Source organism: Bradyrhizobium sp. CAR08 (assembly GCF_052871955.1).
In genome coordinates, this window is the sequence record NZ_JBIXJX010000018.1 from 128,468 (window position 1) to 141,131 (window position 12,664).

The window sequence follows — 12,664 nt, forward strand, 5'->3', positions numbered from 1 at the left end:
ACTCCCTTATGATGGACAGGGCAACTTCGCCTCCCTGCTTTATCCGGCATCGTAGTGCTAGATGCCAGCGCGGCTTTCTGTTTGGGTGTCATAATTAATCCATGCGCCGAGCGCGTGCGGTGCGCGGCGAAATCTCTTCCGAATAATGAGGTTGTCCACCGGAAGGCCCTGTGAATAGCCGGCATAAGGTTCCGCTATTTGCGGTGCACGCCGGGAAACGTGTTCCACTGGTCGTAACGAATCGGGGAGAACCGCCAGCTTGCGACTGGCGGCCCCGATTGCCCGCGCAACGCTGCGGACTGCGGGCCAAACGCTGATGTTAGCAGCAACAGCATTACATTCGGTAAGCCCCGAGAGGTCAAGTCCGGCTTTACTCTAGTGACAGAAGTCGAATGGCTACCTATAAGAACGCCAACTACCTACCGCAATCTAACAGCGACTGTTTCGATCAGGATCAGGGGCCGGGAGTCGCGGCTCCTTTTGCCGCTCTCTACCGATGCACGGGCTGTCATCGCGAAATCGGAATTGCAGCAGGCCACACATTGCCTCCGCAGAGCAATCATGCGCATACGTCAGCACAAGCAAATTTCGATGGCGTCTGATCGTATGGGCAGATCACAATCCCAAGTGAGCGACCGACAACAGCGGAAGTCCGGTTCAGCCGGGCTTCTACACTCTTGTTTGGAGATGCCCATTCAGGCGAGAGTACTTGAGAATGAACTAGAAGTATTTCGCGGCCGGGTCTTCAGCATCTTCCACTTCCGGCATCATTACTTTCGATGCATCGGACAGCGAGCCGCCAATGGAAGTCAGCATCATTCTGAGAAGATTCAGAGCTTTCGCAAACGTCTTCGCCTCCGATTTGCCGCGCAACCAGCCCGCTTGCCATTGCCACTAGCGTCCGGTGGCTCCGGGTTCAACCATCGAAGGTCATCAGACAGCGTTCGCCGCGCCTCGCGCTCGTGCGGTTTGCCTAAGCATTTCGGCGGTTCGCCTAACGGACCCAAGCCGTTTGGCTCTTTGCGGCCCGAAAATCGTTTTGGATTCTTGCGAGTGCGGCCGGTCGCCCGGGCTTTGCTGAGAGGAACGCATGCGCGTGCCATTGAGCTTCATTCCTTTATATAAATTGGCTATGGGGACTCCATTTGCAGCTGTGCGCGTGAACGACCCGGTCGGTGTTTGGGTTGGCCGTTCTGTGCCTTTCGAGATGCCCCTACCCATGTGGAGCCACGCGAGCGCGACAAAGATTGCAATCAGGTGCATGCTCCGAACAAACATCTTCTCGGAAGCAACGGCAATATAGGCAACGGCGATGAATGAAGTTACGATGCTCAACGCGGAGTTAGATCGCTGCAAGGCTGAGCTGAGGGACCTTAACGCGAAGATGAGCTCAATTTCCTGCAGGCAGCCGGTGGACATGACCGCAGTCGAGGACGTGGCGAGGCGAATTCGCCAAATTGCCGAACGGGTCGAAGTCTTGACGCGCACCATCCTCCACGGTCCACAAGCCGGAACACAATAAGGCTGCCAGGAGCGCTGCCGGGCGGCCAGTTACAAAGTTAACCCGGCAGGGACATGCCCAGATTAGATCATATTTCTAAGCCTTGCGTGTTCTTGCAGCAGCTCAACTTCTTCTGTCTGAGCCCCTGTTGCTTTCGTCAACTGCCGGCCACCTAATCTTGCGAGGCGGTTCGCGATCACCGTAGGTCGCAGGAACGTGCACTTTTTAGATGACGTAACGTGCGCGACACGCGATGCAGCTTCTGCGCTGCTACGGTCGAAAATGTCTTAAGCGGGCAGATATTCTGGCGGGAATTGTGCGAGGGCTTTAGCCTCTTCGCCCTGCCCGTGCGTTGGATGTAACCGTTGACATAAGTGCGATGGCAAGGGCCGCGTCCCCAAGCCGGATGATGAGCGGACCTGAGGCGCATTCAGCGAAGCTCGAGTCTGCCAAGGACCGCGAGTGCTCGCCACGAAAGATCGCTTCGCGGTCCTCAAATCGCGTGTTGCTCAGGCAGTCGCCTGCTGAAGCCCGACTTCCCCATGCCAACCGGAGCGTCTTCAGCGCAAAGGCCCCGTCTCCATGGAGCGCCGCCCGCGAACACTTGCGAATGGCGCCTCCATCATATTCAACATTTCGCGTTGTCGTCTTCAGCCGTATCCGGCTGAAGACGTTAATGTCGGAGACCAGACACTGACGCGCGAGTATTCCGTCGCCTGAGCCGAAGAACATGGTTTTGCCCTCTTCAAGCGAGGCTCGCAAATGGCTTTGGTGGCACGTGGATTGCTGGGACACCGAAAAGAGCCCGTACGATCATGACGGCCTCGCAGTCGCCGGCCCAGGAGTCCAAATGAAACTTGCTCGATTGATCGCGGGCGTCAATCGTCTCCATTCTCGCCAGCATTTCAACTCATCTAGTGTGTCGATGCCCATGCCGTAGTAGTTCGGTGCTACTATACGTGGCGAACGACGGTGGCACCCGCACGGAATCTATGCTTAAGGTCAGATCATGAAACCGGTTCTCGTCTTCGATTGGAATGGAACGTTGCTCGATGATGCATACGCACTGCTCGAAACCACCAATGCAATTCTAGATCGCTTTGGTCGTACAACGATCGACATGAAGACGCTTCGGGAACATTGCGACATTCCGCTGTCTCTTCTTTATCGCAGCCTCGGACTATCGCAAGACGAGCTTGCGACGGTGGATCGCGATGGGAGTGCAATGTTTCACGACGCCTATGAGGCTCATGCGGGCAGAGCCGATCTACGCGAGGGCGCGCGCAGAGTCTTGGAGTTGGCGCGCCGAGAAGGGGTTTCGTCCATCATCGTGAGCAACCATATAGTCGACGCTCTGCGCTACCAATTGAGAAGACTTGGAATCAATGACTGCATCGACGATGTGCTCGCGTTCGAAAGCCGCGACACGCAATACAAATCGACAAGCAAAGGAGAGCGACTTCGTCTATACATGCAGAAGAACAACTTGAAGCCAGCGTCAACTTTCATCATCGGCGATATGCCGATCGAAACGGATATTGCACGGAATCTCGGACTGATAAGTATAGCCATTACCGGGGGATTTGTTTCCGAGGCGCGCCTGCAAGCGGCGCATCCAGACTACACGATTAACAACCTTCATGAGCTGTTGCCAATCTTACGAAGCTACGGTTTTTTTGGAATGCACAAATCATGATCGGCGAAGAATCACCGCACAGCGTCTGTAAAACCTTGATCATGTCGTCCATGTTGAACGAGTTTATCTCGGCGATTCGAACTCCGCCTTCGACATCGCACGCGTCGCATGGCTCAACTCAGTCGCGGGTCCAGCATCTGCAATACCGAACCCGTAATCCGGTACCTGCCGCACTCGCGGCATTCCAGGCGCCTGTAGTCGTCACCGGTGCGCTGCTCGAGGCTTGACGATGCCAGATCGAACAATAACCCATCTCTCACCCACACATTGCCGCTCTTACGACCTCAGCGATCCCAGATATTCGAGCGTGTTGGCAAGCGTCACATTGTAGAATCGGAGAGCAACTTCACCCCGTGCGTCGAACGCTGACCCCAGCTATTCCATCGCAAGTCAGTACTGGTCTGGACGAAATCAGCAGTAGGCCGGGGTCATGGTTGGACGCTGACGGGGCCAGTTGGGTATCCGGAACTCCGCAACCGTAACAGCACCAGCGCTCGTGCCGCACGGTACGCCAAAGGCACCGGTTCGGTTTGACGCGCGGGTCGCGCTGCCGGATGGAGATGCGCTTCGCCGCTGCTGGCGGACATAGTCCAATTCGCTCCCACACCCCCTACCCAGGGGACCTGTTCGTGTGCGCCACAGGCGAGTCAACGACCTGACTTTCTGAGCCGCTGGGAGAACTCGGCGGCTGCTCCTCAAGATGCATGCGCTCGCGCGCGCTCGCGGGCTTCGCGGCGACGCTGGAAGCGCTCGCGTCAGCGGTTCGCTCGTTCCGAGGGCTGGGCACCGATCGCACCGGCCCGGCCGTTTCGACTGGGACCTTCTCCGTCGGCTCGTCTTGGCCTCGGCGCGCCTCCATGGTCTCGAGCACAACTCGCCCTCTCACCGTGATTCTCCAACCGCCGCCGTTTTGGCGCTCAACGAGGCCGTCCGAAAAAATGTCCAGCCCGGGAACGCGCGCGGCCAGCCGTTTGGTGCGCTCGGCCCATTCCGGGCCGCTGGTCGCGAGGATTGCCATGTCCCGCTTGAGGTCCGCCATCACGGCAAATCCTTGGGGGTAACTCACCAGGATCTTCAAGACTGTGACCTGGAAGTTCACTCCGCACCTCGCCCGATCAACGCCACATAATCGACGCTCGGGCCAGGGCTTTACGCCCGATCTGCCGCAGCAGCTTCGGCGTTGTTTCGTCGGTCTTTGCGGCTTCGACGATCTTGGAGGCCAAACCAGCGCCGCTCTCCTTGCGCGGAAGCGTCTCGCAGACCTCGTCAAGTACCGCTCGCGATAGAGCGGTCGTGGGGTATTCAAACATGGACGCCTATCCTACCGTAATTCTTTCGACCTTGGGATTCCCGCAGTTGAGGTAAACTCAGCCGCGCTGCGCACGACGGCTCGCGCTCTACTGATGTACCGCGGTCTTGATTCTGATCGATGCGGACTCAAATTGGTAGGCCGAGCTGCAGCTCGGCCTACGGTTCGCCCTGGCGTGAAGACAAGAAGGCGGATCGGCTTTGGAGCGGGTATCTCGTTTGAAGGAAGACGAGCGACAAGTTTCGAGCTCGCAGCGGCTCGAAATCGGGACGCGTCCGGTCCTGCTCCGCGTGATGATCTCGAGATCGTTGAACCTGCCCCTCAGTTTAACCGTCCGGCCCCGCGAACCTTTGTCCTCGCAGTGCCTCCAGACCTTCTCGATGAGCGGCTGTGCCTTCCTGACAACGGGGGGGACGCCGGGGTGTCGACACCCAGTCAAGGCGATGCCGGTGATCTTGACGACGCGGCGCCGCGTGCAACCGCCCGCAACTGACTGGAAAGCGCACACAGCAAATATCAGTCTCCTCACACCGGCGTCGGACTTGAACGCTTCCCGCGATAGTAGCAAGCGGACTTTCTACGTGGCCACCCCGCGCCGCAACAATGTGACAAATTCATTTGCATATCCGTCACGTGCAGCGACGCTGCCTGCATCAGCCGAGCGACTCCCTCGTAAGCTCGTCGTGCAGCAGATGTTCGCGATTGAACATGAGAGGCCTCCATCATCATTCAACATTCCGCGTTTGTCGTGTTCAGCCGTGTCCGGCTGAAGACGTTAATGTCGGGGACCAGACACCGAGGCGCGAGTATCCCGCCGTTGGCGCCGAAGAACATGGTTTTGCCCTCTTCAAGCGAGGCTCGCAAGCGGCCTTGGTGGCACGTGGATTGCTGGGACACCGCAAAGATTCTGTACGACCATGACGGCCTTGCTGTCGCTGGCCCAGGAGTTCAAATGAAACTTGCTCGATTGATCGAAAATGCCATGGACATTGCGCTGTTGCCTACGTCCGGCTTAAAGCTTTGCCGCGTTGCCCCGCGGGTGGCTATCTCCGAGGTCGAGCACCATTTTCTCGAGGAGTATTCGCACCCTCTGCGCCTGAAGTCTTCCTCGGTGCCGTTTAGCAACGCCCGAGGGGGCATTCGCGTGGGCCACGGCATCTGTCTTCCTCGCCGAACCATAATCGACCCTCGCGTGTAGCCGAGCGGATGGCGGCCCGTGTTCTGACTACGGTGGTTGCCTCGAGGGGGAGCCGACAACCCCGCGCCTTTTATCGAAACGCATGGCTACGGTATCGAGCCCGAGCTGAAGAGCGGAATGTGAAGCGAGGGACGGAGGTGCCATCGCCCCTTGCTTCACACGAAAGCTAGAGGAGTTTAACAAAATGCGCGTCCCGACCTATTCCGAAGCCTTGGAATTCGCGATCGACCGATCGTACGACATTAACCTCGACATGTTGAGGTCACGGAATTTGCACCTTGACACGCACAACGATTATCTCGTCGGCACATATCCGCCTCTCAAGGCAATGGGCGATCTAGATGCCGAAAACTTGTTGCTTCAGGTTACGCCGTCAATTGATCTCTACTTTCACGTCCCCTTCTGTGATCAGCATTGCACCTTTTGCCACTTCGCCAAAGAAATCCATCCATCTTCCGAGCGAGTGGAGCGCTATCTGGCGGCCTTAGATAAAGAGATGAGTTGGTCGGACGCGGCACTGGCTGACAGAGCTGTTGAGACTGCTTTCTTTGGAGGCGGCACCCCCTCGTTCCTGACCAACAGTCAACTCAAAACGCTATTTGGTATGATTGGCCGGCGCTTTGATTTGTCTAAGTCGGAGGTGAGTTTCGAATTACATCCCTCTCTTGCAAAGCAAGTGGATGCTGCAGATCGCATATCGACACTGCTCAGATCCGGCGTAAACCGCTTTGTATTGGGCGTACAGAGTCTAGATCCGAGCATTTTACGCATACTAAACCGCGGGCACCGCGTGGACGAGGTGGTACAACTCGTAAAATTGCTGAATGAGATGGGCGTTGAGAATCTCTCGCTCGACCTCATGTATGGATTGCCGCAGCAAACGCTCCGTAGCTGGTACGACTCACTCATCGGCTTACTAGATTTGGGGATAGAGAAGCTCAATGTATTCCCCTTAATGTTCAAATCTACAGACCCCGTGGCCCGCCATTTGGCTCAGGGACGATATCAATTCGCCGGGGCTAAGGAGCGCATTATCATGCATTTTATGGCCGAGCACATCCTCACGACACTCGGCTATCGTCATGGGCCGATTTTCTACTGGAGTAAGCAGTCGCAGCCACACTCGGTTCAACAGCGCCGCAAATACGATTCCTGGAACGACAATAATCTGGTTCCGTTTGGGGTTGCCGGATTTGGCTACATGAGCCAGTGCCAGTTCTATAACGAGGCAGATTTAGATCGTTACCTATATAGGGTCGAGGCTGGCGAGAAGCCAGTGTGGAAGGGTGTTGTCCTGTCGCAAGATGATCTCATGCGCAGAACAGTAATGTTTGCCCTGCGAAGCAGTGGAGTGTCGCTCTCCCGCTTCGAGCGGGAGTTTGGGGTGTCGATTGAGAAATGCTTTGGCCGCGAGCTAGAAAACTTGAATGAGGCAGGTCTCATCTGCATTTCAAATGATGGCCTGCTTTCGTTAACTGCCGCCGGCACCATCAATTCGGGCGCGGTATCGCTGTTATTCTTCTCGAACAGTATACTTGAGCGGGTCGCGTATAACGACAGTAGGATAGCAGACAAACGAACTGATCTGCTCGAAAAGCATGATTACTCACCGGCCGCTCGATACGGCTCAAGTACCGAAATGCAAGTTGCATTTCGATGAAGCCGCGGGCGGGCTCGTTTATGGTCACTCCTTTTTCCGTTTCCACTCCGCAAAGCTCGCCTTGCGAAGGGCACGACATATTTTTGCATCTGGCCGATAGTATTGATCGGCGGCAGCGAGAACGCCCGCTTGGGCTGGTCAGCAATTTTGTCACCGATGAACTGCCGCACTGCATTGCGGAAATCAAATGCAGTGAACGACCAGATGAAGCGGTTAAGGCGCTTGGACGCAGCGTCAACGCGATGATCGCCGCGAGTGACTATGATGCGTTGCTGCTAAGTCTTCCGCAGTCCGACTTCGAAATCGCTAAGACAGATATCCAATATCTCCTAAATTGTGCTTATCAGATGTCCGCGTTTGCCGGCCTTCACCCCGTGGACGCCGAGCTGACGGTGGGAGAGGGACTGAGCCACCTTGCGCGATCAAGCTGTGACCGGCAACCCGGCATTGAGGTCCTCTCCTATGAAGATATGATCCTTACGAATCCGCTGCAGAACGATCCACGCGTATACTGCCTTGGCGCGGCCGGGGTCGAGGAACGAGATTTTTGCTTGGGCCATCAGATCATCGAGAGCGAACTGCAGTCAGCAATGGACGCTCTCCTCGACTTGCGTGATGCGGCCGAGGTGGATGCGGGGCAATGTCTTGCGCTATGCTTGGCGCGCCTTGAGTCAGCAAACTATATTCTGACGCGCTTTTATGAACATATGTCACCGGACCTATTTGGCCAATTTCGTGTGTTTTACGGAAAGAATCCTTACAAGAATACGCTTGGTCCAAGCGGCCGCTTCTCGGCCCGCATCGTGGCAGTGTCGGTGCTACTACTCGGTGAAGAACTCTTCCACCACAAACCGCAATTCTATAGTGATCTATATCGGCTTTCCGAATATTATCCGCAGAGGTGCATCCACGAAGTATTCCGCTGGCTCTCGTCAGACAACGGGAGTGCACCGATCAAGCCGGGTTGGCTAGAAGGGAAAGCGGAGTTTCCCAGGCTTGCGACGATTTCGCCAATAGTGGAGCATCACGGCGAGGAAATCGGAAGGCTGCGCGCGTCCTGCATTTGTGCACTGGATCGGTTTACCCTGATGCACCGAAGTACGGCGTTAAAATATACCGTCGAGCCGGGTCGTCCAATCGTCGGAGTTGAGGTATCGGAGAATGTTGAGGCTGTCCTTTCTCAGCGACTGTTGACAGAGGCGGGTCGGTAAGCTGACGGTGGTCCCTGCTTGGCTAAACAGAAACGATGCCATAGGCGCAGGTGTTCGACGCCCGTCGAGAGGTTATAATCGATGTCTCAAGACGAACTGATCGTTCGTCGGTTCGAGTCCGGGGATAGCGATGGTGTATGGCATCTGCACAGAAGCGCATCGCAGCATGTTGGTGTGTGTGGACCGGAAGGGACCTGGGAGGATGATTTACGCAATGTCGGCGCAGTATACATCGGGTCGGGCGGAGACTTCGTAGTTGCCCATATTGGTCCCCAACTCGCTGCCATGGGTGGGCTGAAACGTGTTGATGACGATGTCGCAGAAGTTAAACGTATGCGGGTCGATCCCGACTTTCAGCGACGAGGGCTTGGAAGGAGGGTTCTTCGTGAATTGGAGTCGCGAGCTGTTGCTCTCGGTTTCAAGTGGATAATGCTCGACACAACAACGATCCAAGCAGGGGCTCAGAGACTTTACGAGACCGCTGGCTATGTTCGCCGGAAGGAAGGGACGTTGCACGGATATGCAGTGATCTTTTACGAGAAGCGGCTCATTGGCCAGGACGACCCCACATGAGCAAATGATGCGGATATTCGACTGAAGCTCTACGGACCGCTCAGACAAAACCGTCACATCCGGCGAAGACCCCCTTTCAATAGTCCCGCGAGATCTGCGGCCGGAATGAATCGTGTCACTGTAGCTGACGAGGACTTAAAAGATTTCGCGACCGACAGCCCTCGAACGCACGCCCGAACTCGCGCCTGCCTGAACCAGCGTTGAGCTCAAAAGAGAGCTGGAGCGGTGCGCCCGCGACTTATCGGCATGCTGAAGGCCTATGGGGTCTATTTCTCCGAGCCGCTCGACCTCGATCTGACGATGCTAAAGGCATTCCCTGAGGCGTACGCGGCCACGATTCTCGCTGGTGATGGACCGCGGTCGACGCTGGAAAAGGCGGCCGAAGCCGCGCTCGGGACGGTCGGTCCGGCCTCACGCAATATGTCGGACCTTACGACAACGGAGCGGATATGCTGCCAGCCTACCGCTACCATTTCCTGACTCCTTGATGAATTTGCCGACGATCTCTGTGTCCTTCATCGCATCGAGGACGATGCGGAATCCATGGATCTTGTCAAATGGCTTTTGACGCAGGCCGCCGGTAACGACGAGAGCGCGATAGGCGTCGCCGAGTAATTCGGTTCACTTTGAATCCTGCCGCTCATTGCTCGGGGCTTGCGGACCGGCGTGCTGAAGGCTCGTTTGGACGGATCACTTGAATTCGACGAAAGTCACGCTCATTCAATATGTTAATAGTCTTGCCGCTGGGAACAGGTCTAAAATAAGATCCACGGATGCTGCAAACGCTTTGATTGGAAGGGGCCGATGTTGCTACCATGCCGAGCGTTGACTTATGTGTTATTTCGAGCTCCCCAAAGGCGTTAAATGTCCGGTGCTCCCCATGCTGCCAGTATCACTGTCCGCGAAACGCTTGAACTCCTCGACGGCGCCTTCGCGGAGATGGCTTCAGGCATCGCCGAAGATCGCTATGCATCGTGGTTGGGGTCCGGAATATCGCTGGGACGAATCCCGGGCCTGAAACTGCTCATCCGGAATGCGCTCGAACATCCTTTGGCAGGCATGAGACGAAGGCCGCATAGTCGGCCTCGCCGAGTTCGCGTGCGTGACCGGCCTTGATCAGATCGGATGCAGCCCGCTCGACGCAATCGATCTCGGGGTAGTTGAACAGCGATCGGTTGAATATGGCACCAGGCCTATTGATCATTCGGACCAGCAGACATCGTGCATCTCTCGACATGTCCTCGAACCGCGCTATGAAGGCGTGATGCTCCGGACCAAGCACGGGGGCGTACGTTCGCTGCACGAACCCGAGCATTTCGGCGAAATGGTCGAGATAATAGTAGACGGGCAGTTGCGGCAGTTTAGCCAAGCGGACCTTCGCGGTGGGAATCGTTTGTTCTATTTTTGTTCGAATGATATGGGTGAAGTCAAGCGGAGACGATGAGCTGTATCAGCCCCCGCGTCATTTCGCGGAATGTGTGTGGCTCGCAAAGCCGGAGTCTGGCTTAGCGATGCAGAGCCCTTCTCACTGTCGCTGCCGACTAACGGCCGCGATGCACCAAGGACGGTATCGATTTTCGTAAAATTTAGCGGATGCGGCCCGCGCCACGATTTAAGCCGTCTTTGGAAAATCTACTTAGGATTGGTCGCGCGACATTAGCCGACGAACGAGTGCCTACTGGTGCTAGCGACGGGCACCACAGCCAGCCCCGAGGGATGAATGATACGCACAGTCGTGTTCTTCTTTGCCGCGCTCTGCATTTCCGGCGGCCTAGCGGCGGCAGCATGCGCTTCGGAAGCGAATGCGCCGCCCTGTCAGCAGTTCTCCGAAACCCGACTGTGCGGCGAACCAGCATTGGAGTTGCCGGCGCAGGTCGTGGCAGAGGTTCGCGACCTTGCTGACCAATGCAAGGAAGTCGGGGGCAAGCCTCTTTCCGGCCCAGCAGTTGAACACGGTCGACTGACAAGCGGTCCCGAGTTCTGGACCGTTGATGAGGTTGCGCTTGAGTGCGAGGGCGCCTGGGGTCTGTTTTCGAATGCTCACGGCTGGAATTCCGCAATCTTCGTCACCCCGTCAGGGGGAGAGATCAAGCGTTTCGCGGTGGTGGGCTTCGGGATCAAGTCGGAGCCCGGCGCAGGTTCGTCAAAACTGTGGGCGGCCGTGGCCGGCGCGAATTGCGGTCAGATGCACGCTCGCAGCACTGCCGAGATGATCGGCTGTGAACGCGAGCTCTTGTGGCGCGCGGACTCTCAACAGTTGGACTTCGCATCCCTGTCTCAAGCCCGCTTCACGACTGCTTCCACGCAAGAAAACCCGCCTGCGCCTGCGGCCCCAAAGGCGAACAATGTTGCACAATTGCGTCTCGCGGCGCTCTCCCCTGCGGGGCCTGTAACGCGCGTCTACACAAAAATCGATGACGTTCGTGCAGATCGATACGGGATCTGCAAGGTCGTTCAACGAAGCGGCACCAGCGATAATCCGGTTCTGGAAGAGCGTTGCCCGCCGGGTCCGGATGGCTGGACCGTGAGCATGTTCTCTGCTGATGCTCGCGAGTATGTGCACTTCGGGCGCACGGCTAAGGGCGGCAAAACCGTCTCCGATGCATTGGAAGGGGCGTTCGCCGAGCCAAACAATGTAATTGAATGGAGAGTTCTCAACGGCAAGCCCTTCGCCGCGATCCATAGATACTTCCTTGACAATCGTCAGGTGCTGACGATCCACCGATTACAAGCTGACAAGACCTCTTGTGTGGCTGCGCTCGTCAACGTCCGCAAAGGCGTGGATGCAAACGACCAGGCCATAAAGATTGCGGACAGGCTCGGAACCGAATTTCAATGCAGCCGCGATCCACTCGTAGTCGATTGAGGCGAGATGCCGCTTACTTCTGCGACACCCCTTAAACGAACTTGCCCTGAGAAGCCCCTCTGACGCAATGTCGCGGTATTCGATCGGAGTAGAACTTCGGCTCGCCCCAAGTGGCCTTGGGCTTGCGAGCCGGCGTGGTTAGTTTCGCCTTTCGGGCTCACCACGGTGTCCAACTTCTTAGAGATCGGCTAGAGACCGTGCGTGAGCAGCCGGTGCCCGCCCTCAGTATCTCGATTACTGGGCGCTACCTCATATGTGAGGTGCCGCTATTGGGCGCCGCTAACGCCGTGCTTGCTGGCGCTGCCTAGGGAAGTGGGCAGGTTGTTGTCGATCAATAGCTTGCAATCACAAACGTCGCCAAAGGGCGGCGTTGAAGTCAAACGGCTTTTTCAAAGAATTACAAACGAGTTCGTGGACATGAAATCGGCCGCACGCGCAGAAACGCGGGCGGCCGTTGAGGTCGGTCGATAGTGCTTGTCGGTGTCGGAACCGAAACTTTAGCACAACGCTCGCGCCCTCAATAGTAAGCGTCGTTCCGCTCCCACCTTCTCGCGGCACATGGGATAGGCGAGTTTCACGATCTCTTTGAAGGGATCGGCTTGTGTCTATGCTTGACCATACGCTTAAATCGGACGTGACGGCGCGCCGGC

Annotated in this window: 12 protein-coding genes; 7 read left to right on the forward strand and 5 right to left on the reverse strand. The window is 56.6% G+C overall.

The window, feature by feature from the left end; all coding sequences use genetic code 11:
* Window positions 1-720: 720 nt before the first annotated feature.
* On the reverse strand, window positions 721-873 hold the full coding sequence (locus ACIPUD_RS31215) for a hypothetical protein (protein WP_377791954.1): 153 nt from the start codon (window positions 871-873) through the stop codon (window positions 721-723).
* A 1,637-nt stretch (window positions 874-2,510) separates the two neighbouring features.
* On the opposite strand from ACIPUD_RS31215, the gene ACIPUD_RS31220 reads away from it, so the two are divergent.
* Both ACIPUD_RS31220 and ACIPUD_RS31225 read left to right on the forward strand, forming a co-directional pair.
* On the forward strand, window positions 2,511-3,197 hold the full coding sequence (locus tag ACIPUD_RS31220) for an HAD family hydrolase (protein WP_377791952.1): 687 nt from the start codon (window positions 2,511-2,513) through the stop codon (window positions 3,195-3,197).
* On the forward strand, window positions 3,194-3,424 hold the full coding sequence (locus ACIPUD_RS31225; protein ID WP_377791951.1) for a hypothetical protein: 231 nt from the start codon (window positions 3,194-3,196) through the stop codon (window positions 3,422-3,424). The genes ACIPUD_RS31220 and ACIPUD_RS31225 overlap by 4 nt, the downstream gene beginning before the upstream one ends.
* Before the next feature lie 383 nt (window positions 3,425-3,807).
* On the opposite strand, the gene ACIPUD_RS31230 is transcribed toward ACIPUD_RS31225, so the two are convergent.
* From ACIPUD_RS31230 to ACIPUD_RS31240, 3 genes are all read right to left on the reverse strand, one after another.
* Window positions 3,808-4,296, reverse strand: a complete 489-nt coding sequence (locus tag ACIPUD_RS31230; RefSeq protein ID WP_446482190.1) for a hypothetical protein — start codon at window positions 4,294-4,296, stop codon at window positions 3,808-3,810.
* A 16-nt stretch (window positions 4,297-4,312) separates the two neighbouring features.
* A complete protein-coding gene (locus tag ACIPUD_RS31235) occupies window positions 4,313-4,507 on the reverse strand; it encodes a hypothetical protein (protein WP_377791947.1) in 195 nt (64 codons plus the stop codon).
* Between the two features lie 87 nt (window positions 4,508-4,594).
* Window positions 4,595-5,035: a DinB/UmuC family translesion DNA polymerase gene (locus ACIPUD_RS31240; protein WP_446482195.1), complete on the reverse strand. Its 441-nt coding sequence runs from the start codon at window positions 5,033-5,035 to the stop codon at window positions 4,595-4,597.
* 853 nt (window positions 5,036-5,888) lie between these two features.
* Between ACIPUD_RS31240 and ACIPUD_RS31245 the strand changes: the two genes are divergently transcribed.
* The 4 genes from ACIPUD_RS31245 (at window position 5,889) to ACIPUD_RS31260 (ending at window position 9,628) form a co-directional block, all read left to right on the forward strand.
* Window positions 5,889-7,364, forward strand: a complete 1,476-nt coding sequence (locus ACIPUD_RS31245) for a coproporphyrinogen-III oxidase family protein (RefSeq protein ID WP_377791946.1) — start codon at window positions 5,889-5,891, stop codon at window positions 7,362-7,364.
* The gene (locus ACIPUD_RS31250; RefSeq protein WP_377791945.1) at window positions 7,361-8,575 is read left to right on the forward strand and encodes a hypothetical protein; all 1,215 of its coding nucleotides are present in this window, start codon (window positions 7,361-7,363) and stop codon (window positions 8,573-8,575) included. Before ACIPUD_RS31245 ends, ACIPUD_RS31250 begins: the two co-directional genes overlap by 4 nt.
* A gap of 81 nt (window positions 8,576-8,656) precedes the next feature.
* Window positions 8,657-9,148 (forward strand): GNAT family N-acetyltransferase, encoded by a 492-nt coding sequence (locus tag ACIPUD_RS31255; protein WP_446482191.1) that lies wholly within the window; start codon window positions 8,657-8,659, stop codon window positions 9,146-9,148.
* A gap of 246 nt (window positions 9,149-9,394) precedes the next feature.
* The gene (locus ACIPUD_RS31260; RefSeq protein WP_377791943.1) at window positions 9,395-9,628 is read left to right on the forward strand and encodes a hypothetical protein; all 234 of its coding nucleotides are present in this window, start codon (window positions 9,395-9,397) and stop codon (window positions 9,626-9,628) included.
* Between the two features lie 544 nt (window positions 9,629-10,172).
* On the opposite strand, the gene ACIPUD_RS31265 is transcribed toward ACIPUD_RS31260, so the two are convergent.
* Window positions 10,173-10,517 carry a hypothetical protein gene (locus ACIPUD_RS31265; protein WP_446482192.1) on the reverse strand — a complete coding sequence of 115 codons (345 nt, stop codon included), beginning with the start codon at window positions 10,515-10,517 and terminating at the stop codon, window positions 10,173-10,175.
* A gap of 351 nt (window positions 10,518-10,868) precedes the next feature.
* Here ACIPUD_RS31265 and ACIPUD_RS31270 point away from each other — a divergent pair, with 351 nt between their 5' ends.
* Window positions 10,869-12,014: a hypothetical protein gene (locus ACIPUD_RS31270; RefSeq protein ID WP_446482193.1), complete on the forward strand. Its 1,146-nt coding sequence runs from the start codon at window positions 10,869-10,871 to the stop codon at window positions 12,012-12,014.
* The last annotated feature ends 650 nt before the right edge of the window (window positions 12,015-12,664 follow it).

Bases quoted from the DNA above. Each gene is read 5' to 3' on its own strand.
- ACIPUD_RS31270 (WP_446482193.1), top strand. From the start codon at position 10,869: ATGATACGCACAGTCGTGTTCTTCTTTGCCGCGCTCTGCATTTCCGGC.
- ACIPUD_RS31255 (WP_446482191.1), top strand. From the start codon at position 8,657: ATGTCTCAAGACGAACTGATCGTTCGTCGGTTCGAGTCCGGGGATAGC.
- ACIPUD_RS31225 (WP_377791951.1), top strand. From the start codon at position 3,194: ATGATCGGCGAAGAATCACCGCACAGCGTCTGTAAAACCTTGATCATG.
- ACIPUD_RS31235 (WP_377791947.1), bottom strand. From the start codon at position 4,507: ATGTTTGAATACCCCACGACCGCTCTATCGCGAGCGGTACTTGACGAG.
- ACIPUD_RS31250 (WP_377791945.1), top strand. From the start codon at position 7,361: ATGAAGCCGCGGGCGGGCTCGTTTATGGTCACTCCTTTTTCCGTTTCC.
- ACIPUD_RS31260 (WP_377791943.1), top strand. From the start codon at position 9,395: ATGCTGAAGGCCTATGGGGTCTATTTCTCCGAGCCGCTCGACCTCGAT.
- ACIPUD_RS31220 (WP_377791952.1), top strand. From the start codon at position 2,511: ATGAAACCGGTTCTCGTCTTCGATTGGAATGGAACGTTGCTCGATGAT.
- ACIPUD_RS31245 (WP_377791946.1), top strand. From the start codon at position 5,889: ATGCGCGTCCCGACCTATTCCGAAGCCTTGGAATTCGCGATCGACCGA.